Origin of the sequence: Lysinibacillus sp. NPDC097162 (assembly GCF_044762185.1) — a bacterium.
In the GTDB taxonomy this organism is placed as follows: Bacteria; Bacillota; Bacilli; order Bacillales_A; family Planococcaceae; genus Lysinibacillus.
Map to the genome: position 1 here is coordinate 1 of NZ_JBIWDT010000011.1, position 18,264 is coordinate 18,264.

General features: G+C 42.9%; 29 protein-coding genes. 2 read left to right on the forward strand and 27 right to left on the reverse strand.

Annotation, left to right across the window (positions count from 1 at the left end):
- The 5 genes from ACIQXW_RS23235 to ACIQXW_RS23255 all read right to left on the reverse strand — a co-directional run.
- On the reverse strand, positions 1–2,359 hold a 2,359-nt coding region (locus tag ACIQXW_RS23235; RefSeq protein WP_402765960.1), incomplete at its 3' end, for a DNA polymerase.
- A gap of 20 nt (positions 2,360–2,379) precedes the next feature.
- Positions 2,380–4,029, reverse strand: a complete 1,650-nt coding sequence (locus tag ACIQXW_RS23240) for a hypothetical protein (RefSeq protein WP_402765963.1) — start codon at positions 4,027–4,029, stop codon at positions 2,380–2,382.
- 1 nt (position 4,030) lies between these two features.
- The gene (locus ACIQXW_RS23245; protein WP_402765966.1) at positions 4,031–4,435 is read right to left on the reverse strand and encodes a group I intron-associated PD-(D/E)XK endonuclease; all 405 of its coding nucleotides are present in this window, start codon (positions 4,433–4,435) and stop codon (positions 4,031–4,033) included.
- The gene (locus ACIQXW_RS23250; protein WP_402765969.1) at positions 4,432–5,022 is read right to left on the reverse strand and encodes a hypothetical protein; all 591 of its coding nucleotides are present in this window, start codon (positions 5,020–5,022) and stop codon (positions 4,432–4,434) included. The genes ACIQXW_RS23245 and ACIQXW_RS23250 overlap by 4 nt, the downstream gene beginning before the upstream one ends.
- Before the next feature lie 26 nt (positions 5,023–5,048).
- Positions 5,049–5,834 carry a hypothetical protein gene (locus ACIQXW_RS23255; RefSeq protein ID WP_402765972.1) on the reverse strand — a complete coding sequence of 262 codons (786 nt, stop codon included), beginning with the start codon at positions 5,832–5,834 and terminating at the stop codon, positions 5,049–5,051.
- Between the two features lie 464 nt (positions 5,835–6,298).
- Here ACIQXW_RS23255 and ACIQXW_RS23260 point away from each other — a divergent pair, with 464 nt between their 5' ends.
- A complete protein-coding gene (locus ACIQXW_RS23260) occupies positions 6,299–6,604 on the forward strand; it encodes a hypothetical protein (protein ID WP_402765975.1) in 306 nt (101 codons plus the stop codon).
- Here the strand turns inward: ACIQXW_RS23260 and ACIQXW_RS23265 are convergent.
- From ACIQXW_RS23265 to ACIQXW_RS23285, 5 genes are all read right to left on the reverse strand, one after another.
- Positions 6,601–7,353 (reverse strand): endonuclease domain-containing protein, encoded by a 753-nt coding sequence (locus ACIQXW_RS23265; protein WP_402765978.1) that lies wholly within the window; start codon positions 7,351–7,353, stop codon positions 6,601–6,603. The genes ACIQXW_RS23260 and ACIQXW_RS23265 overlap by 4 nt on opposite strands.
- A gap of 66 nt (positions 7,354–7,419) precedes the next feature.
- Complete coding sequence (locus tag ACIQXW_RS23270; protein WP_402765981.1) at positions 7,420–7,671, reverse strand: hypothetical protein; 252 nt, start codon at positions 7,669–7,671, stop codon at positions 7,420–7,422.
- 74 nt (positions 7,672–7,745) lie between these two features.
- Entirely contained in the window at positions 7,746–8,318 is a 573-nt protein-coding gene (locus ACIQXW_RS23275; protein ID WP_402765984.1) for a hypothetical protein, read from the reverse strand.
- A 21-nt stretch (positions 8,319–8,339) separates the two neighbouring features.
- Positions 8,340–8,510 (reverse strand): hypothetical protein, encoded by a 171-nt coding sequence (locus tag ACIQXW_RS23280; RefSeq protein ID WP_402765987.1) that lies wholly within the window; start codon positions 8,508–8,510, stop codon positions 8,340–8,342.
- Positions 8,511–8,890: 380 nt separating this feature from the next.
- Entirely contained in the window at positions 8,891–9,451 is a 561-nt protein-coding gene (locus ACIQXW_RS23285; protein WP_402765990.1) for a hypothetical protein, read from the reverse strand.
- A 306-nt stretch (positions 9,452–9,757) separates the two neighbouring features.
- Here ACIQXW_RS23285 and ACIQXW_RS23290 point away from each other — a divergent pair, with 306 nt between their 5' ends.
- Positions 9,758–9,946, forward strand: a complete 189-nt coding sequence (locus tag ACIQXW_RS23290; RefSeq protein WP_402766224.1) for a helix-turn-helix domain-containing protein — start codon at positions 9,758–9,760, stop codon at positions 9,944–9,946.
- On the opposite strand, the gene ACIQXW_RS23295 is transcribed toward ACIQXW_RS23290, so the two are convergent.
- The 17 genes from ACIQXW_RS23295 to ACIQXW_RS23375 all read right to left on the reverse strand — a co-directional run bounded on the left by ACIQXW_RS23295 (position 9,909) and on the right by ACIQXW_RS23375 (position 18,156).
- Positions 9,909–10,904 carry a toprim domain-containing protein gene (locus ACIQXW_RS23295; RefSeq protein WP_402765993.1) on the reverse strand — a complete coding sequence of 332 codons (996 nt, stop codon included), beginning with the start codon at positions 10,902–10,904 and terminating at the stop codon, positions 9,909–9,911. The genes ACIQXW_RS23290 and ACIQXW_RS23295 overlap by 38 nt on opposite strands.
- Before the next feature lie 360 nt (positions 10,905–11,264).
- Positions 11,265–12,419, reverse strand: a complete 1,155-nt coding sequence (locus ACIQXW_RS23300; protein ID WP_402765996.1) for a DNA helicase — start codon at positions 12,417–12,419, stop codon at positions 11,265–11,267.
- A gap of 203 nt (positions 12,420–12,622) precedes the next feature.
- Positions 12,623–12,991, reverse strand: coding sequence for a hypothetical protein (locus ACIQXW_RS23305; protein ID WP_402765999.1), 369 nt, complete (start codon positions 12,989–12,991; stop codon positions 12,623–12,625).
- A 96-nt stretch (positions 12,992–13,087) separates the two neighbouring features.
- Complete coding sequence (locus tag ACIQXW_RS23310) at positions 13,088–13,363, reverse strand: hypothetical protein (protein ID WP_402766001.1); 276 nt, start codon at positions 13,361–13,363, stop codon at positions 13,088–13,090.
- Positions 13,360–13,548 (reverse strand): hypothetical protein, encoded by a 189-nt coding sequence (locus ACIQXW_RS23315; protein ID WP_402766004.1) that lies wholly within the window; start codon positions 13,546–13,548, stop codon positions 13,360–13,362. The genes ACIQXW_RS23310 and ACIQXW_RS23315 overlap by 4 nt, the downstream gene beginning before the upstream one ends.
- On the reverse strand, positions 13,548–14,318 hold the full coding sequence (locus tag ACIQXW_RS23320) for a DNA replication protein (protein WP_402766007.1): 771 nt from the start codon (positions 14,316–14,318) through the stop codon (positions 13,548–13,550). Before ACIQXW_RS23320 ends, ACIQXW_RS23315 begins: the two co-directional genes overlap by 1 nt.
- Entirely contained in the window at positions 14,302–15,054 is a 753-nt protein-coding gene (locus ACIQXW_RS23325) for an HNH endonuclease (RefSeq protein ID WP_402766010.1), read from the reverse strand. The genes ACIQXW_RS23320 and ACIQXW_RS23325 overlap by 17 nt, the downstream gene beginning before the upstream one ends.
- A 15-nt stretch (positions 15,055–15,069) precedes the next feature.
- Positions 15,070–15,264 carry a hypothetical protein gene (locus ACIQXW_RS23330; RefSeq protein ID WP_402766013.1) on the reverse strand — a complete coding sequence of 65 codons (195 nt, stop codon included), beginning with the start codon at positions 15,262–15,264 and terminating at the stop codon, positions 15,070–15,072.
- A 1-nt stretch (position 15,265) separates the two neighbouring features.
- Positions 15,266–15,496, reverse strand: coding sequence for a hypothetical protein (locus ACIQXW_RS23335; RefSeq protein WP_402766016.1), 231 nt, complete (start codon positions 15,494–15,496; stop codon positions 15,266–15,268).
- Entirely contained in the window at positions 15,493–15,669 is a 177-nt protein-coding gene (locus ACIQXW_RS23340; protein WP_402766019.1) for a hypothetical protein, read from the reverse strand. Before ACIQXW_RS23340 ends, ACIQXW_RS23335 begins: the two co-directional genes overlap by 4 nt.
- A complete protein-coding gene (locus ACIQXW_RS23345; RefSeq protein ID WP_402766022.1) occupies positions 15,660–16,034 on the reverse strand; it encodes a hypothetical protein in 375 nt (124 codons plus the stop codon). The genes ACIQXW_RS23340 and ACIQXW_RS23345 overlap by 10 nt, the downstream gene beginning before the upstream one ends.
- Before the next feature lie 136 nt (positions 16,035–16,170).
- The gene (locus ACIQXW_RS23350) at positions 16,171–16,365 is read right to left on the reverse strand and encodes a hypothetical protein (RefSeq protein ID WP_402766025.1); all 195 of its coding nucleotides are present in this window, start codon (positions 16,363–16,365) and stop codon (positions 16,171–16,173) included.
- Positions 16,362–16,601 (reverse strand): hypothetical protein, encoded by a 240-nt coding sequence (locus ACIQXW_RS23355; RefSeq protein ID WP_402766028.1) that lies wholly within the window; start codon positions 16,599–16,601, stop codon positions 16,362–16,364. Before ACIQXW_RS23355 ends, ACIQXW_RS23350 begins: the two co-directional genes overlap by 4 nt.
- On the reverse strand, positions 16,601–16,945 hold the full coding sequence (locus tag ACIQXW_RS23360) for a hypothetical protein (RefSeq protein ID WP_402766031.1): 345 nt from the start codon (positions 16,943–16,945) through the stop codon (positions 16,601–16,603). The genes ACIQXW_RS23355 and ACIQXW_RS23360 overlap by 1 nt, the downstream gene beginning before the upstream one ends.
- Before the next feature lie 340 nt (positions 16,946–17,285).
- A complete protein-coding gene (locus tag ACIQXW_RS23365; RefSeq protein WP_402766034.1) occupies positions 17,286–17,513 on the reverse strand; it encodes a hypothetical protein in 228 nt (75 codons plus the stop codon).
- A gap of 68 nt (positions 17,514–17,581) precedes the next feature.
- Positions 17,582–17,884, reverse strand: coding sequence for a hypothetical protein (locus ACIQXW_RS23370; protein ID WP_402766037.1), 303 nt, complete (start codon positions 17,882–17,884; stop codon positions 17,582–17,584).
- 95 nt (positions 17,885–17,979) lie between these two features.
- A complete protein-coding gene (locus tag ACIQXW_RS23375; RefSeq protein WP_402766040.1) occupies positions 17,980–18,156 on the reverse strand; it encodes a hypothetical protein in 177 nt (58 codons plus the stop codon).
- Positions 18,157–18,264 lie beyond the last annotated feature (108 nt).

Below are 18,264 nucleotides of genomic sequence, written 5' to 3' on the forward strand. Positions count from 1 at the left end.
TGTATTTCTCGACATATCCAGGGAATCTACGTTTCTGTCCGAATATCGTCGCGGTCCAACCATATTTACGTAAGTGTTCGAATGTTGCTTCGACCATTCCGCCGAAACCTGGCAAAACTTCGTCGAATTTATCGTAAGCATAATACGCCTGTTCTTGTGTTACTCCGTATTGGATAACGCCTTTGTAGAACATATCTTTCGCTTGGCCGTAGCCACGCGCTAAGAACGCTTGCTTCATCGCTTTTCGATACGCTGGAACCTCGCTATCCGTACCTTTAACCTTCTTGTAGTGCGCTTCCGTGCAGACTTCGCGTGACACTTCGAATAATATCGCTGCAAACTCTACGTAAGGATCGAGTCCTTTTCGGTACATTTCAGCGAATATACTATCGGCAAATTCGACTTCCATTCGATGCGCCTGTATGCGAGGCTCAATCGACGATAAATCAGAACCTATGAACGTATGACATTTCGGTGGCATAAACGCCATTCGAACGCGAGTACCTTCTTCTGTTCGTGCCGGTATATTCTGCAGATTCGTTCCCTTGCGTGTTTTCTTTTCCGCATCGACTAGGATTCGCATTGCAGCGAGGAAATTATCGTTGTTAATGTCTGGGAATATGATGTCGTTACTCTTTCCTGTGTAACCTTTCGAACTATATCTTCCAGTTGATACCGTATCTAATTTCGTGTGTAATCGTCCGTCAACGTCAAGTGCGTTCGGTATCTTTCGGACGAATGTTCCGAGTAGTGTCGATAGCTTCGAATATTCAGCGAGAGGCCTTAGCGATGGTTCCGATTTAAAGTAAAGCGCAAGCACGTCTTTATTCGTTAAGCGCTCTTTCTTCTTATCGATAACTTTCGATTTATCCTCGATTTTCAATACGTCGTAAATCAAATATTGTAAATGTTGGTCCGAATCAAAGTTTATTGCGTGAATATAATCGGGAGCATTTTTCGGAATCGCTGGCGCTAAAGGTTCCGTCTTATATTTACGAATACGCTCTTGTAATTGAACGTACTTTTTCGTAGACGGATTTGAGCGCTTTAATTCTCCTTCACATTGCGCTAACATCTGCGCTTGCTTTTCGATACGCTTCGTTTGTGCTGTTTGCCAATCCCTAATCTTATCGCCTTTAATTGCGAGCGACATATCGTGGAGGAATTGATCGTCGATATTATAAGCATCATGTAACGCTTTTATCGCGGTCTCTAACTTTTCGCTAAACTCGACTTCTAACCTCGATAATTCTTCGACATCAATTACGAATCCAGTACGTTCAATCGTCGTATTGACTTCGTATAAATATTGGCGTATTTCAAAGTACGCTTTCGCTAAGTCATCCGTTTTCAACATCATATCGATTTGCCATTTCGTAAATAGCCAGCCCTTTTCAACGTCTTTTATTGCGTAGATGCCAACGACTTCTGGCGGATAAATCATAGGCGATCCATTTCCGAATAAATCTTCGAATGTAAAATCGTCTAAGTGCGTTGTTCCGATATGTTTTTTGTATTTCGTATCTAACGGCTTTAAACCGAAAGATTCTTCGTGCTCATTCATTATTTGCGCAGCATCCATCGAATCGTAACGGAAACCCTTCGGTTGCAATCCGTCATTTAGGAACATCGATAAGTCGAACGGCGTATTATGAAATGCTTTAATGTGGCGTGCATCTTCGATAAATGATTTAACGATTTCTAATGCTCTTGAACGTGTACATTGCTCGTCATCCGTTAAGTGTCCGTAAGCTACGTAATAACCTTCGTTAAGCATCGGAAGCCAGAACGAATAGCCCCCACTTAAATCGATATACGTATCAGTTCCGCTAGTCTCTGTATCCCATTCTGTGAACGAAATAGCTAACGGAATTTCAACGCCTTCTTCCAATAGTCGTTTTCGTATGTGCGTATCGTTGAACAATCCGAGCACTTTGCGGAACCACGAATCAGTTTTCTGCGCTTCAACTTCGAGTGCTAATCGTTCTACTAAACTAGTTAAGTCGCTATCCTTCGTAATGACATAGTAGTTATCTGGCTTCGTCGCTACTGTTTCAGACATTCGCTGTTCTCGCATACGAGCGTTCTTTTCAGCGATTACTTTGCGTCCAATTTCTAACGCTTCCTCTTTCGAGAATTTGCCGGATTTGATTCGTCCAGCTATACCATTCTCTATCGCTAATTTCGCTTCGTTGACGATTATTCGTTGTTGATCGGTTAGCTTCGTCGCTAATATCCTAATCCAAGCGCCCTCCATCGTTTCTGTTGCGTCTTTCTTACGCTGTGCTGCCTGCGCCAATGCGCTGGAGGCGGAAACTTGCCCGCCTATTTGCGTATTTAGCTTAACTTCGAGCTTCATTTGCCCGCCTCCTTTTTGCGTTAGTTTAGCGTTGATTCTACCGGAGCGATTAGTTCCATTCCGCTAATGTGAGACTTCTTATGACCGTTTGCTAGTACACCCAAATCAGTTCCGATATATTCTGGCGCAGGAACTAATTTACCGATTGTGCCGACAGGATGCCCGCCGTGTGATTTTGTTACTCGCACAATGTCGCCTTCCTTAAATTCGCCAACCTTACGACCAATCTTCGCCCATTTTGCCGTTTCAGCGTCGACGATTTCGTAATCTCCGGCAGTAATTGCACCATACCGCTTGTCTCCAGCGTCATCGACGTAGTACAGTCGCCCGCATTCATTTTCGAATACCTCGTACGCTTTTTCCTTCGTTGTATCATAAACGATGACGCGAGTAATCTTAACGTAATCGCCCGCCTTTAATTTCGGCGCTGTTGCCTCCGCAATTTCTACGTCAGTAGCTTTGACTACGCAATCGGACCCAATCGCCCAATCTCCGTTCTTTTTTGGTAAATGTTCGATAACAAAGTCTGCCGCACCTTTATCCGTAGTAAATTCGCCAATCTCCGTAATCTTAGCGATTTCACCTTCGTAACCTACGAACGATTTAACGACCTTCACGTAATCACCTACGGCAAATGACGCTTTGTGCGCAGCCTTTTCGTATGCTTCGACTTCTACTGGCGTTGCTTTGCGAATATCCTGCGGCTTTGTACGAATTGCTACGGTTGAGTTTCCTGGCACATATACTTTAACTCCGCCATCTTCTAGCGGTTTTTCAGCGCCAACTTTACCGATGTCGCCGACGCTGTTTGAGTGTCCAGGCGTATTTCCTGTAACCACGACAATACCACCAACCTGCGGAATATACTTCGCTTGCTCAATCGGCTCATATACGTCGACTGTTTGGCGAGTTCGTCCCACTAGTGAGTTATAGACATCGTATATGTCGCCGTCAATATCCTTTATACGTCTGTATTTTTGCACCAGGTACGTTTTACCTTCCGTATAGTTGTACTCGCTGTACTTCGTTAACATCACGACATCACCTTCGCGAGCCTCACGATCAACTTTGCGGTATTGTGCGCCTTCAAATTCGATAGTTTCGATTAACTCGATATCGTTCGCTGCATATATGCAGATATAATCGCTCCCATCGATAGCAACACTCCATTTACCGTCCGACTTTTGAGGTCGATCTATAACGCCTGTGGACCCGATTAAATCACGTCCGAACTTCGATAGTCCGAGAACGCGGACTTTTGCGCCTTCTTTAAAACCGGAAGTCTCGCTTGTATGCGCCTCTACCTTCTCGCCTTTCAATGAGCTTTTGCCCGATTTTAAAGCAGCAACATCGCTTTCTAGGCTCGTCACACGCTCCTCTAACGTTGGCGCGGAGATTTTGCGGAAATAATTCATGCGACGTTCGTAGCCTACGTATTCTCGATAACGCCCTTTGTCGATTCCGATAAACACATCGCTGTCTCCGTCTACTTTTCGATAGTTAACGAAGTAGTGTTCGCCGATTACTTGGTCGCCCCAAGCCTCAACAATTACAGCGATATCCCCTTTCTCTCCGCTATCAACCTTCGCATACTCCGCGCCATCATACGCAACCTTCGTAATTTCACCGTTTACCATATCTACCGTCATTACATTCGTTAATTTCGCCATATTAATTAATCGCTCCCTTTTCCGTAATTTTTAGCGGCAAGTACCGCCATTTCTCGTTAACTTCGTCGACCTTTACCCAATAATCCGTGATTTCTCGATTCTCCGTTAAATAGACGTGCTCACCAACTACGCCGATAAATGCGTCACAGTCCGATTTCATGTACGTTGCTCCACTGTTTTTCAGACCGCGAATGACGTAATATGGTACGCCTTCTTTCTCGCGCAGCTTAATCGTCTTAACTTGGATGCGGAGGCTTTCGTCGCCTCTTACCGCAATCAAGTCGTGAGCTTCGGGAACGGTCGGCTCTGATACCGACCATCCGTCCGCTAATAACGCAGCCATTGCGAGTAATTCCGAGTGTCGTCCGATTGTGCTTGTGCTTAATGTCGTAGTGTCTTGCGTCATAGTTGCGTCACCTTCTTATAGAAAGTTGAATATTGATTTACATAATCGTATGCTTCGTGGTAAACATCGTACGTAGATTTCCCTCCTAATGAAACAGTCTTTTGGTGTAGAAATTTACTAGGGATCACCAACTCACGATTGATAGTTTGATCTTCGTTGTACGCAACTAAAATATAGATGTCGCAAGTCGGTCTTGCCTTCGCCAAGTTAAACGTCCACGCGTCGAATGAATATTTATCTTTATATTTATTAGCGCATTTAACATCAATCTTTACATCAGAATCCACAAGTAAGTCATATGGGAAGCGTGCCGTCATATTTTCTACCACATGTCCCATACTAATTAACTTTTTAGCGATGAATATCTCGCAGTCATTTCCTTTGGTGGTCGTACTACTTTTCAACGGAACACCCAACCTTCTGGACCATTCACGGTAAGTTCCAGTTCGCTGTAGTCTGCTGTGTAAATAACTCCGGTCTATCATTAATAACTCCGGTCCGGTAGGCATACAAGAGATGCCGAGGATGCGCATACTTTCACGCAATTCCTCTGCTACTTGTTCATCCGTTAAAAACCTCCTGTTCACCTTCATATCTCAACTCTCCTTCCTACTCAAAAAGGTAAATCTCCTTCGTCAGTACCGCCGTCCTCTTCCGGAATGTCATCACTAGTTTCGCTTTGCGTCGAAGGTGCGTCGCCAATTCCGATTAAACTTACGTCGAATCCAGCTTGCTTCAACAGCTCGATCATTTCAGCGTCAGTCTTTTCGAACCAAATTCCGTCGAATAGTCCTGGCGGAAACTCTGCTGGTGCATTTTCGAAATTAGCGACTTCCTCTGCCGTCAATTTCTTCGCCATATTGATGATTGGTGATAATACCGCAGTTGTTGCCGGTCCTTCTCCGACTTTCTTAATCTCAAAGGCTAGCTCGCCGAGTTCGTCGTTATACTCCACAATAGTTGCTGCGACTGCTTTTGCTTGTCGTTCGGACAGATCGAATAGAATCGGTTTACCTTCGGATAGCTCGTAGAACGCCATTACAAAGCGTTTTTTTGCGCGGTACTTATTAGCTTCGGCTGCCTCTGCGTCTTGATAATGCTCCGATTTATCCTTGTGGTATTTCCACGCTAAATCCCACGATGTTAAGTCGTCGACTGGATAACCTTTAGCCGATTTCTTAGACGGATTCTGTGCGATGAATGAGTTAACGCCTCGTCCGTTATTGCTTTTCGCATGAATGCCGTACGCATAAACTAGCTGAACAGCCGTTTTGTCTACGACTTTCACTTTGAATGTAGCGCCACTAAGCGAAGTGATTTGCATTTTTTCACCGCTTGAACCTCCGCCAGTTTCGTTTAGTGCGTTTAGTGCGTCCATTCCGTTTGTAAATTGTGTCATTAATAAACCGTCCCCTTTTGCGTTATTGTTTTCGAACAGTGACCGTCACCGTCCGTGAATGCATCGAAGGAAATGCCGGCTACTTTTACGTCGGGAACCATACGCCAATTAGCGATATAATTCCGGAGCAACCTTCGTTACATTCACCGACGGACGTCGTAGTTGACTTTCTGTTACTCGTCGAATAAACTAAAGACGTTGTCTTATCGATTTGTACTCGAATTTTAATTCGACGTTCAATGAATCGTTAGAAGCGACGCTATTGTGGAAAGTGGCGTCGTTTTTTTTGTTGTTTTTTCGTTAAAATTGCGTCTATGTTGCGTTAATACCGTCCGTTTACTCGCTCGAATTTACCGAAAATTAACTCGTAAATTTGCGCTTGACATTCCGAAAATTGTCTGCGTATAGTTTTAAGCGAAGGACATCAGCGCTGTGTTCCAAACTAATTTACGGAGGTTTTCGGTATGGAAAACGAAATTCAATACGTTTCAAAAAAGACACACAATCGTATACTTGCGAGCATGGCGGGGTGGGTATTTTTCCGTCGCGTTTCTAAATGGCAAGCAAAGGGTGAATTAACTTCTTTGATAGCATCTGACCAATTTGGATCGTGGCATAGCAATAAAACTGAAAGTGATTACGAAATAATTATTAAACTCCTAAAAGATGACGGAGCAGATACTTACGTTTACGAGAGCTTCTGCGCTGGCGACGACCATAAAAATGGTATTTTACGTGTGTTAAACACATACCAAACTAAACGCAATTAACTTGCTTTATCTTGCGTGAGATTTGCGTCATAAAGTAATGGCAATAACTTTTCCGTTAGAATTGCGTCGATGTTTTCGTAGTCCCAATATGGAATGCGAATAAGCGGTATTCCGTTATCGGCGCAATACTTATTTTTGATGCGGTCGCGACTTTGTGTTTCCGCTAACCCAATTTCTCCTCCGAATATTTCAACAGATTTAAAATGCTGTTCCCCGTCGTATTCAATAGCGATTCCGTTTACAAAGAAATCTAAGCGGTAATTCCTTATTGTTTGCTTAGGTCTGATTGGATATTGCGTAAAGTGTAGTATCTTATTGCGGATCAGCCACGCTTTTATAAGTTTTTCACCTTTCGAGGCGTTACAGTATGGGCAGGCAGTTCCTGCAAGTAGATTAGAGGGTAATACTCTCCATTTTTCACCGCAGTTTCGACATTTACACAACACCTTCTCTGTAACGCATGTGTATTCTGTTAATAATTCATAACTATCGTCAACCGTGTGCAGTTCTTTTACAAATTGCGAATGTGCCTTGGTCAGTTTACTTCGCATAGACTCAATAGCGCATTTTGGGCATCTTGACCCTTTCTTAAAGTTGTTAGGCGTTGTCTGATATGTTTCGCCACATGAGATATGCTTCATCAATAACGGCGTTTTTACACCGATATATTTCGTCTTGATTGTGTATTCCTCACCAACAAGCGCCTTAACCTCCGCAACAAACTCCTCATGTGTTTTTCTACGTCCCATACTCGTTTCCCCTCCTAGTAATATAGCGGACTATCACCGCCTTTCTATTTGCGTTTAAACGCGTAATCAAACGATTGTCTCCTCATACCCGCGTTGATTCATCGCTGGTAGCAAACAATCTCGCTCCCATAACCGCTCTAGTTCCGTCGCTAAAGGACGATGCAATCGCGTTAGCTTATTCGGACGACTCGCCTTATATCGAACTCCACAAAGCCCTTCACCGACGAATACTGCACGCTGTACGTGTGTTTCCGTGTGAATAATCGGATAACACTTCGCCTGTTCTGGCGTATCAACTACGATCAATTCGAATATCATTCGCTATTTACCTCGCTTCTTTCCGTGATACGTTACCGCCTTCGTCGCAGCAATAATCGCCTTTTGCGCGTCTGTCATTCGCTAATCACCTCGCTAACTTCTCGCTCAGCATTTTTAATTTGCGTCAATTTTGCGTCAACCTCTTGCGCAATTTCATTAACTTGCGTTATAATAGCGTCAATACGAGTTTGAATTAGCGCTTGCGTATGCGGAGCCTTGCAGCGTATCTTTTTTAGCGTCAGTTCTGCGATGCTTACGTTAAGTTGCGCCTGCTGTTCTGTCAGCTTGCGAATTTCGCGTCGAAGTTGCGTCGTCATTCGTGATAGCTCACGCTTGATTGCTGTGGAAATTCGGTCGATTGTGATAGTCGCTTTTGATTGCGACGGTTCTTCGATATCACGATAAACCGTTACTACGCAGTTATCTTTTCGACTAATGACGATTGTTGTTTTCGTTTTATGGTGAAGATATATCTCCGTTGGACATTTCGAGCTTGAGCCGATTCCGTGAAACGTTGCTACTGCAAGTAATTGTCGTATATTATTATCTGCAGTAGCTCTTTGGAAGCCTAAACGTTCTATTGAGCGATCAATAGCGTGCTTAGTGACTTCTATCGTTCTGCTTAACGGTTGATTATTTTGCGTCATTTTTACGTCATTCCTTTCGTGTTAGCTAACTTTTGTTGCGCGAATTGATAGTCGGTAGTAATCCGCAGCGTCGTCATCTGACGGTAAGCTTCCGTTGTAGTCTAAGTATGTTTGAGCGGCAGTCGTGTAAATTTCCGAAATTGTGGTAATTTCTTGCGCATCATGGTCGTGTAAAGCGTCATATGGTCTCATTTTTCACCGTCCTAAGTAGGTTTTTAAGCTTTTTCTGTTTAAAAATTACGAGTTCATGCTATAATGCGATTAAAGGCCGTTTTGACAATAGGCAATATAGATAGAAACCATACATAAATAAACCGGCCGTTTAATAGTATTAATATAGGGTATACATACGACGTACTTAAAAAAGTCGCCAGTATGTGCGCAGGTTAAGCGTATTGAAAGAGGACATACCTTTGAGTAATCCTCTTTCAATAAATTAGCTAAAAGTAACTTAATAATATGTCAGCGTTGGCCTGATAACTTACGTTGACACTTTCAACAAGAAACGTTGTAATTTTTACTTAAACAAAAGTATTGAAACTACAACGAATCTTGCAGCAATTTCTAAATAGTTAGGCAGTTTTGATTAAGAGGTTTTTTGCGAGACACTCTTTCTCTAAACGTTCCTGACACCTTGCTTTAAATCGCCGAACGAATTTACGGTGTGATTCCTTGTTTCCGCCAAAATGACTCGCCAAAGTCTCGGAAACTTGTGTATCATTAAACCCATTCGCCCAAGCATTTAAAGTAACAGATTCTCGATCGTCCGTCGCCAAGCGGGCGATCTTTTCATTTAGTGAGATATTTTGTATCACCGTCTCACCGCCCTGCGCCAACAGGTCCTTCGGTTCAAATTCTACCGACTCGCCAAAGTCGTTTCCTTTTGCTAACTCGCTGAAATTAATCGCCTTTTGTTTTCCGAATTGCTTTAACGCTTGGGAAACTTCGCGGTCAATCAACTTCTGCGCTCGTCTGAAACTACTCTTTCCTAATGAAAAATAGGATACAAGCTGTGCGTAAATCCTTGTTTCTAGCTTGTCTACATCAGTAATGACGTTTGAAACCTCATCTACTTTCTGTCGTAGGTAGCTCATTACGCTAACATTTTCATATACGATTATTAAGTTGTCCATTAACTTCCTCCTTATTTTTGCCTTACACTATATACTGCACACTAAAACAGTAATTTTTGGGACAATTACTAAAAACTTTTTTGAAACTTTTTATATTTCTTCTCGTAGACTACTGTAAAGCTAGTATTTTAGCCAAATTTAGAAATATGTGATACATATAGTAATTATAACTAAACATTCCATTACTGTAAACGTAATTAACATGGCACAATTTTCGTTCCACTAGCAATCTCCTATTGTTATAGGCTTTATGATAGGAGGTTTTATACACAAATGGCTATTTCATACGCACCATTGCGTTATCTAATGGAGAAACATACCGTATCATACCGCCAACTGCGTGCAGAACTCGATATACACTCGACGTACACAACCCGCATGAAAAACGATACTGGCTACGTCTCCCTCGAAACAATCGACTTGCTCTGCGAATATTTTGACGTTCCTGTGAACGAAATTATCGAATACTATGATCCGTACGAATACGAGGAATAATCGTAGGCAAGTCGTACGCATTCTCAAACGCTTCTATTAGCCCGCCTATTCCCTTCGCAAGTAAAACATCGTTCGCATCCTTATAAACGCTCTCACGCCAATTTATGACGGATAAATCACGCCCAACCAACGCTTGTACTACCTGTGCGTTAAATCTAGCGCCAGCCTTATCATTATCGCCCGCAACCATTAATCTTTTGAACGGAAGTCTCCGTATTATATCGGCTTGTTGCTGCGTAAATGAAACGCCGCCAACTGCAATCGCGTTATATCCTGCGACACGCCACGACAAAGCGTCTATCTCCGCCTCGCATATAATCAAATCGTCATAGGAACGATTGTACAAATCTGCTCCGAAAACTAGCTCGCGTATAGGCCTTGCGTTACGTTCGTAGAAAAACGTTTTTCCCTTCGTTGCTCGATATTTTACGTTAGACAACTGACCATCTGGCGAATACCACGGAATGGAAACAAAGCCGTAGTGACGCGACTTTCCAACTTTTGCCTCCGTTTGTACTTCTAACGAAATACCACGCTTAGTCAAATATGGAGATGGTTGTCTCTCGATAATATCACGATGCAAAACTCTTTTAAATCTATCTATCCGCAATCTTGGTAAAATAAGCATTAAGTCACCGTTATTCGACTCTTCGCTATATTTCGACAATAAATAATCCTGTGTTTCTTCGTAAGTTTCATTTCGTAGGAATGCAAGTAGCTTAACTATGCCTCCGGACTTCCATTCGTCATCATAAGCGCCAGAATCACCCCAAGAGCCAGCCGGATAATCTCCGTTGCCTTCAAGTAAGATGAAGAACGAAGGCGAACGATCATATCGGAATGGCGACGCTGCTATCAACTTATTGTGCGACCATTTTGGACGATGCCATTCAAATTCTTCTAATTCTGATTGCACGTCTATACAAATATCGTGACCTCGGATTTTTACTCTCTCCAATTCTACCATTCCTCCTTTATATATTTTATATGTCGAATCGTCGAAATATAACACTTTTCTAAAATTTAGTTAGCATCTTTTGTAAGGTTGGATTATACGGACTAGTTTTCATAAAGTCAACAGCGCAAAAATTACACGCACCATCCTTTTTCTAGCGACATATAAACGCCCTCAAACGTTGATATTACAGCATTTTCTGCAAATATTTACGGAATGATAACTCACCGCGCAAATATATTTTAAAAATTTTGCGCCGTATAATTTACCGTTTCCTACTGTTCATATCGCATTGCACCGACACCATGTAAGTCACCGCTCGTTAATAACCGCCTTGTCCAAATTTACCACCTGTATGATTCGTTAGAAATCGAATTGATCGACTGAACCTTCTCCCGTTTCCATTTCGCGAACAACGCCAATTTGCGGAACATAAATTATTTCAACGGAATCTCCTTCGCCCCCATTCCGCCCCTTGTTAATTCCGACAAGCCCTCGCCCCTGCTTATAATCCGTATCAACCGCAATTAACATCGCAGCATCTTCGAGTAAGGCTTTCGTTTTCTTAACTTCGCTACGGTCGGGCAACGCTAATTCACGCGTACCATCTTCGTCTGTTTCTTCTTTCGATTCGTCTGCTTGCGTTATGGCCAACGTTACCACTTGCGAATTGCCCGTTAATCGGCGCAATTTCATCGAAGTATTGGCAGCATCTCCGCCAGTTGTTCGCGACGTATTCTTTTCGTAATCGAGGTAATAAAATGGATCGACGATAACAACGTCAGCTTCCGTTTTTAAAATATCCGCCTCTAATTGGCGCAATGATCGGTCGCGGAAATCTGCGTCGTCTACTCCGCGAACAATAATCGTCCCAGGTAAGTAGTCGTTCACTCCCTGCAGAAAGTTGCGGAAGGCTTCTTCGATTTCTGGCGTTAAGCTTCCTTTTCGTAAAGCATCCGAATTAAAGCCAGAATCGCCTTCGTAGATTAACTCGTTCTTTACGGATTCCAATTTCGCGTGCGTGATGCCTAATCGTCCGCTAATTTCCGTATATAAACGCACCATAACTTCATATGTCGGCATTTCCATCGACCATTCGAGGACTGTTGCGCCTTGCATTGCGAGTGTAACCGCCTCTTTAATCGCGGCAATTACCGATTTACCTCGTCCAGACTTACCGTAAACAACGTACATATTTCCGCTGATATATTCGCCAATGTTCGAAAAGGACGATTTCCACGTTTTGAACGACTTGCCTTCTTTGCGGCGTTCGAACTCCGATAGGAACTGCGTTGTATCGCGTTTTATATCCGTTCCCACTTTTTCGCGAACGTCTGTTCGATGTTTTATATTATCAAACTTTTCCTGTAATTTGTCAATGAGCCGTGGGACATCATTTTTATACTCGTCAAACAGCGGTTGTAAGCCGGTCTGTACTAAATCTACTAGCTCCGATTGTCCAGCGTCATTTAACAAACGACGCGTTAACCATTCGTAAGAATCCGACACTTGCGGCACATAAAAGAACTCCGGTACTTGTTCGACTACTGTTGCGTAGCTTGGCGCTTGTCCTCGATTCTGTTCGGCATACTGGCGAATAAAATCGTGAGCCTTGCGATCGGCTGCGACTTTGAAATGGTCCGTCGTTATATTGTGGCGAGCGAGTGCTTGTACGTCGTTATCATCGAGAACTTTCGATAACAGCATTGTTCCGTTGTTACTCATTCGTTTAACGCCTCCCATTCCGTTAAAATCCCGTCATCATCAAAATGATCGAAAAATTTTCTAGACACGTTTAGCGCTTTACATATTGTATCTAGCGATTGCCATTCGTACCCAACGTTCGCTAATCTTCCAGCTAAGAATAACGCTTTTCTTAATCTCTCAACTTCCGCAACTAACATCGGAATATCTTCGTAAGCGTGAGCGATAAATTCAGCGTCAGTACCGCTAGGTGTTTCTGCGATTGTTTGTCCGTTACCTTCGTTTTTAACTTCGTAACCTTTCCACGGGTCACCTTTAACATACGCCTTATTGAACGGCGTTTCCTCTACTCGCTCTTTAATCTCTGTCAATTTTGCGTTATCCATTATTTACGCCACCCCCGTTTATCCTTGTAATTCAGATATTCGCCACCAAGCAATAACGCTATAGCGAACACTACGAATAAAATTTCGATTGCACTCCTAATCAGCGTCAAAATAGCGTCTTACCTCCTCAGCATCCGCCAAGCGCCAATGTTGCGCCACGAAATGCGGATAATCTCCGATTGTCTGTCCTCGACCACCATTTATCGCGAAGCAAACGCTAATCCCAAACGATGACCTCGCACATCGTCCGATTGTTCCTTTTTTACGATGGACTATGATTGCTCCAGGAATTATTGCGTCGATTTCGCGTTGTTTTGCTACGCTTTTGATTGCGTCCCCTACCGAATCTGCGTTTGTCTTTTCGATTCTCATGACAACTCCGCCAATTCTATATGAACCTCGGCTAAACGTTTCTTGCAGCGTTCAATCTCCGCATGATCCTTCGATTGCATTGCGTCATTTAACGAAGCTAATTCGTAGTCCTGTTCCAGTTTCAACAGTTCGATACGTTTCAAGTTATCGATGTCTATTTTAACGATTATCCTACGTACCATCATTAACGTTTCCCCCTTTTCGATTTACCTTCGAAATTCACCAATTCGCAGTTATCACGTACTCGGTCGAGCAACCTTACGTCAAATACGTCATATAAATCGTACGGCTTTAACGCTTCAACTCGCTTATCTGGCTTTTCCGGATGAATCAGCGGAATATTACTCGTATAAACCGTAGGCAATCCGTTCGTCACTCGATAATTAATAATCGTATGCAAGTCGCCACGAAACGCCTCGCTCGCTGACCTAACGCCAATATCATCAAGGACTGCAAATGGCGCATGTTTAGCGCGTTCCATCATCGAATAATAAGGACGGCTGTATTGCTCGGCTACATCTTGCGGAATGTTTCTACGATTGAATCCGTTGAATAGTGTCTGCCACTCGTTCACATCGAGGAAATATGCCGGCTTTTGCGTAGGCTGTTCTCCTCGCTTTAATGCTCCGAGATAATCGCGAATGATATATTCGTTAAGAATCGCGGAGGCTGTCGTTGTTTTTCCGGTGCCAGTCGCCTTGCTGAATAGATATAGCGAGCCGTTAAATTCGCTGACATATCGCTCAATAGCTTCGTATGCTTTCGCTTGATCCTCGCGTGCTGCCGAATTAGCTACCGTTACATTTCGATATTCTGCCGGTACGCCCGCGCTCGCTAATCGTCCGCCTTTTCCGTTAAGACCCATAAGGCTAATTTTGTGTGGGCATGTCATACTACACGTATTACAACCGTTTTTATTGCGTTCTGACAAGATACAGTTAGAGTGGGTAGTCATCGTAATCCTCCTCTGCTACATTGATTAACTTTTTTGGAGCTTCGTCTCCAAGTATTTCATGCACCTTGGCATTATATTTTGTGACAGCCATTCTTAAATTTTGTGATTGTCCAGCGAAATAATGTATCCCTTTATACATAAATCTTCCAACATAAGCGTTATCTTTTCGGCTATAATGAATTCCTTTGAATTTGTTAACTCTAGGTAAAGATGGTTTTATTAATGGCTCACCAGGAAAATTGAGTTGAGCAAACTCGCCATGTAATTTTGAAGCGAAATAATCATACGCTTTAGCAGCTTCTTTTGCTGTCTCGAAGTATCCTATATGTTTACGTCTTTTATCGTTTGTTATATAAGCGTTCCACTTCCCGTGGTATTCAGAATAAACTACTCCTTTGTATCCACTTTTGTTTGCTATGCTCAATTGTTGATTCTTTTTATTTTCAGTAGGAGTGCATTCACGTAAATTTTCTCGTCGATTGTCTAATTTGTCTCCGTTTATATGATCAATTACATACCCATCTTTTACTTCTCCGAATATAAATCTATGAAGTTTCTCATGCTTTGGCTTACCGTTTAGATAATAAGTACGTTCTGCATACCCTTTATTTACGTGCCATTTAGATTTAGACACGCGTTCAAAATCATCAAAGTCTACAATAGCGAATTTTCCATCTCCGTTCTTTCCGGTCAGAGGTACGGCCCTTACCTTTTTCAGAATGCAAATCTGCGTCATATATGCGTCACCTCTTTACAAGTAATTTAGTGTCCTAGTCAAATCCATACGTTGCCTATCTGTAAGCAATCCGTCGCCAGCTAACTCGTCAATTCCTTCGATAACTGAATCGACCTTATCTTCAATTTCCGCAAGTTCTTCGCCACGCTTTGCTATACAATGAAATTCCGGCGTACATACCGTTAATCCTTTAACTGATAGTTGCGTCATGTTATCGCTCCTCGTAATAATCGCTCACATCTGCGCCTAATGCGTCACATGCCGATTTTAGTCCGTTTTCTAAGCGTTCTACTTTGTCCATAAGCGCGATCATCATCTTACTACCTGGCGGATTATTAACCCATTCTTCGCCATGTCGTAGATACTTTACGTGATAATCTTGCGTTAATACTACGTTATATTTGCCGTTTTCTACTGATACATTGTAGATATGTTCGCTCATTCTGATTCCTCCTCGCCGTTTTCTTTCGCATATTCAATACAAGACGTTCTCAAACGATCAATATCCGCTAATAATTCTGCTAACATTGCGCATCCATACAAAGCCTCTCCGTGTTCTACTGTATTTGCGATATCGTGCGCCATATCCAATATTCTACTTTTACTTAAAGCCAATCCGCCCCCTCCTCGATATTATCTACAACCTCCGCCCTCTTACTCGCCAATTCCGCCTGCTGCAGCAATCGCGTCATAAACGTAGTCATAAACCAGAAGGAAATTCCGGGATATTCCGCAGTAGGCTTATACTGCGTAAAACATGCGTCAATGAACGCTTTCAACGTCTCTTTGCTATATGCGCCTGGCTTGCGAGATGTTCCGATATATTTTGCGATTAAATTGCGCTCTGCTACGACACTGCCTGCGCTGACGTATTGGATTCCGTAGCATTCTACGTGCTGATCGGCTAAGTACGCTTGAAAATGCGCCGTATTCCACTTTTCGATTGGTGTGTCGCTATAATGCGTTGCTTTCTTCGCCATTATTTAGATTCCTCCTCGTTGCCACAGTCGTTACAATCGAGGTATGCGAAACCTACGTTCTGACCACAACTAGCCGAAAGTTCAACGTTATTACTTCCGCACTCATTGCAAGTAACGGTAAATTCCGTAATGTTAGTCATTCCGTTTCCTCTCCTTCATATAGCGCCTCACTCGCAAAATTCTCGATACATTTTAGTGACATCTGCGCCTCTAATACGTTCTCCTGTCCGTTCCTTGCGCCAATTAAACAGCAAGACAATGCGAATTTATAGCGTTCGACTTGCGTGGCTAATTCGTGTATCATCTGCTCGGTTGGTGTGCGCCCAGTCATTTTAATGCGCTCCTTGCGATTGTGATAATATCGTCATAACCGTTATCATGCGATATGCTCGACGCTTCTTCGGTAGCTACTGCGATAATGTCCGTCAATTCAGCTCGTAATCGCTCAACCTCCGCAACTAGTGCCGGAATATCCTCTAAAATCATCGTCTGCGCAGCGCCCCAATCTACAATATCCTCACGCTTAGGCATTCGTTCTTTGATTGCGTTTAGTTGTTCTGGCGTCATTATACGTTCACTCCTTCGATTTTTAGTCCGAGTGTTTCTAGCGTCAACTTAATACCTTCCGCTAGGTTTTCTTTCGCTTGACCTTGGGCAATTTCGTTCCAACCGAAATGTCCTTTCGATTCGCGTACCGCAGCCTTATATATTTCAGCTAATCTTTCCTCTTGCGACTTTTCTACTTCATATCCAGAATAGTATCCACTCAACGCCTGCTCAACTTGCTCGTCCGTTAAATCCGCCTCATTTAGTAAGTATTGCGTTGCACATGCGATTGAGCGATATTCACTCTTTGCATATTCGATTTCTGCAGCAACCTCTTTCGATACTTTTACTTTAGCGTTAATCATGCGTCAATTCCTCCTCGTAAATGTCGATAGTTTTCCGATAGTACGGTATTCCTAAGAATCGTTTGACGATATGCTGTTCGCCAGTTTTTACGTATGTGATGTCGGTGAAAATGCAGTAGAAACTGTCAGATATAACTATCCGTTTTCCTGTTCGGTGGTTTACCGCGTAAATTTGATTTCCGGCGAGATATTTAGTCGGCATTAATACGGTCATCTCGTTACCTTTCGAGTAGTCTCCGTACGGCGTTGTATGAGTGCATTCAATTGTATCGCCAACCCTCGGCTGCCTATCGTGATAAATCCGTTCTGTATAGCGCATATTATCGCCCCTTTCAAAAACTTATAACTTTCGTAATTCTTGCGCTAATTCGATTTTGCGTGTGATAATTTCGTCAAGACGTTTTTGCGCTTGCATAGCTTCGCGTTTCGCTCTACTTCGAGCAATCCCAGCATAATACCCATCGTTTGCTACTCGCATACGTCCGTCGTAGTAGTTATTCAATCGTCGCTCCTCCGTACCTAATTTCGCCAATTGCGCTTCGATACTTCGTCTTATTGATTCGTTCATAATAACGCTCCTTTCGTATTCCCATCTTTTTTCCGTCGTTTTAGCCGTTTTAAATACGCCCTTTACAATTAATCCATTGTGTGTAATAAACCGCTAATCTCCCGCTTAAACAAAGCGATTTCATTGCGTAGCTCTCCGAGTGTCTGCGCATCTGATTCGAATATGCGTTGTCTTGCGATTATTTCTAGCGCCTGCTCTGGCTTTGCGCACCATTTCCAATCACGCCATTCTATGCGCTTTTCTGCCGAGTGCTTCTTCGGATCAAATGCGGGCGACAGCGTCGGGTCTACCGTGTGCTTACGTTGTACGATGATTTGGTAATCGTCGGATTTGATGCGGTATTTATCGGATATTTCGATGTTTAGTGACATTGCGATTCCTCCTTATAATTCCGTTTGATTTAGCGCCAAAACGCTTCGCATGATAAATACGTCGACTTGCGAATTAAAACCGTTTTTAGCCACGTTTATAAAGGCGTTTTGATGTCGCTATGTTCCGCTAACTTACTATCGCCAGTGAAGCGTTGTTCTAGCGAACAGTTTTCGCATTTGAAGATATGGACGCCATCTTGCATTATATAGCTGAATACGTGGTCGCAGCGTGTTTGTTGTAATTGCGTGTTATTACGATTAACTCCGATCATTACGATAATTACCTCCTTATTATCTTTGGCGTAATGCTTTTAGATTGCGATTATATCGTTATATCAATAGTTGATATGGAGCGATAGCGACATAGAGGATTTATGCGT

Coding starts and splice junctions, on each gene's coding strand:
- ACIQXW_RS23240 (WP_402765963.1), bottom strand. CDS start 4,029: ATGGCGAAATTAACGAATGTAATGACGGTAGATATGGTAAACGGTGAA.
- ACIQXW_RS23245 (WP_402765966.1), bottom strand. CDS start 4,435: ATGACGCAAGACACTACGACATTAAGCACAAGCACAATCGGACGACAC.
- ACIQXW_RS23255 (WP_402765972.1), bottom strand. CDS start 5,834: ATGACACAATTTACAAACGGAATGGACGCACTAAACGCACTAAACGAA.
- ACIQXW_RS23260 (WP_402765975.1), top strand. CDS start 6,299: ATGGAAAACGAAATTCAATACGTTTCAAAAAAGACACACAATCGTATA.
- ACIQXW_RS23265 (WP_402765978.1), bottom strand. CDS start 7,353: ATGGGACGTAGAAAAACACATGAGGAGTTTGTTGCGGAGGTTAAGGCG.
- ACIQXW_RS23270 (WP_402765981.1), bottom strand. CDS start 7,671: ATGATATTCGAATTGATCGTAGTTGATACGCCAGAACAGGCGAAGTGT.
- ACIQXW_RS23275 (WP_402765984.1), bottom strand. CDS start 8,318: ATGACGCAAAATAATCAACCGTTAAGCAGAACGATAGAAGTCACTAAG.
- ACIQXW_RS23280 (WP_402765987.1), bottom strand. CDS start 8,510: ATGAGACCATATGACGCTTTACACGACCATGATGCGCAAGAAATTACC.
- ACIQXW_RS23285 (WP_402765990.1), bottom strand. CDS start 9,451: ATGGACAACTTAATAATCGTATATGAAAATGTTAGCGTAATGAGCTAC.
- ACIQXW_RS23290 (WP_402766224.1), top strand. CDS start 9,758: ATGGAGAAACATACCGTATCATACCGCCAACTGCGTGCAGAACTCGAT.
- ACIQXW_RS23305 (WP_402765999.1), bottom strand. CDS start 12,991: ATGGATAACGCAAAATTGACAGAGATTAAAGAGCGAGTAGAGGAAACG.
- ACIQXW_RS23310 (WP_402766001.1), bottom strand. CDS start 13,363: ATGAGAATCGAAAAGACAAACGCAGATTCGGTAGGGGACGCAATCAAA.
- ACIQXW_RS23315 (WP_402766004.1), bottom strand. CDS start 13,548: ATGATGGTACGTAGGATAATCGTTAAAATAGACATCGATAACTTGAAA.
- ACIQXW_RS23320 (WP_402766007.1), bottom strand. CDS start 14,318: ATGACTACCCACTCTAACTGTATCTTGTCAGAACGCAATAAAAACGGT.
- ACIQXW_RS23325 (WP_402766010.1), bottom strand. CDS start 15,054: ATGACGCAGATTTGCATTCTGAAAAAGGTAAGGGCCGTACCTCTGACC.
- ACIQXW_RS23330 (WP_402766013.1), bottom strand. CDS start 15,264: ATGACGCAACTATCAGTTAAAGGATTAACGGTATGTACGCCGGAATTT.
- ACIQXW_RS23335 (WP_402766016.1), bottom strand. CDS start 15,496: ATGAGCGAACATATCTACAATGTATCAGTAGAAAACGGCAAATATAAC.
- ACIQXW_RS23345 (WP_402766022.1), bottom strand. CDS start 16,034: ATGGCGAAGAAAGCAACGCATTATAGCGACACACCAATCGAAAAGTGG.
- ACIQXW_RS23350 (WP_402766025.1), bottom strand. CDS start 16,365: ATGACTGGGCGCACACCAACCGAGCAGATGATACACGAATTAGCCACG.
- ACIQXW_RS23355 (WP_402766028.1), bottom strand. CDS start 16,601: ATGACGCCAGAACAACTAAACGCAATCAAAGAACGAATGCCTAAGCGT.
- ACIQXW_RS23360 (WP_402766031.1), bottom strand. CDS start 16,945: ATGATTAACGCTAAAGTAAAAGTATCGAAAGAGGTTGCTGCAGAAATC.
- ACIQXW_RS23365 (WP_402766034.1), bottom strand. CDS start 17,513: ATGAACGAATCAATAAGACGAAGTATCGAAGCGCAATTGGCGAAATTA.
- ACIQXW_RS23370 (WP_402766037.1), bottom strand. CDS start 17,884: ATGTCACTAAACATCGAAATATCCGATAAATACCGCATCAAATCCGAC.
- ACIQXW_RS23375 (WP_402766040.1), bottom strand. CDS start 18,156: ATGATCGGAGTTAATCGTAATAACACGCAATTACAACAAACACGCTGC.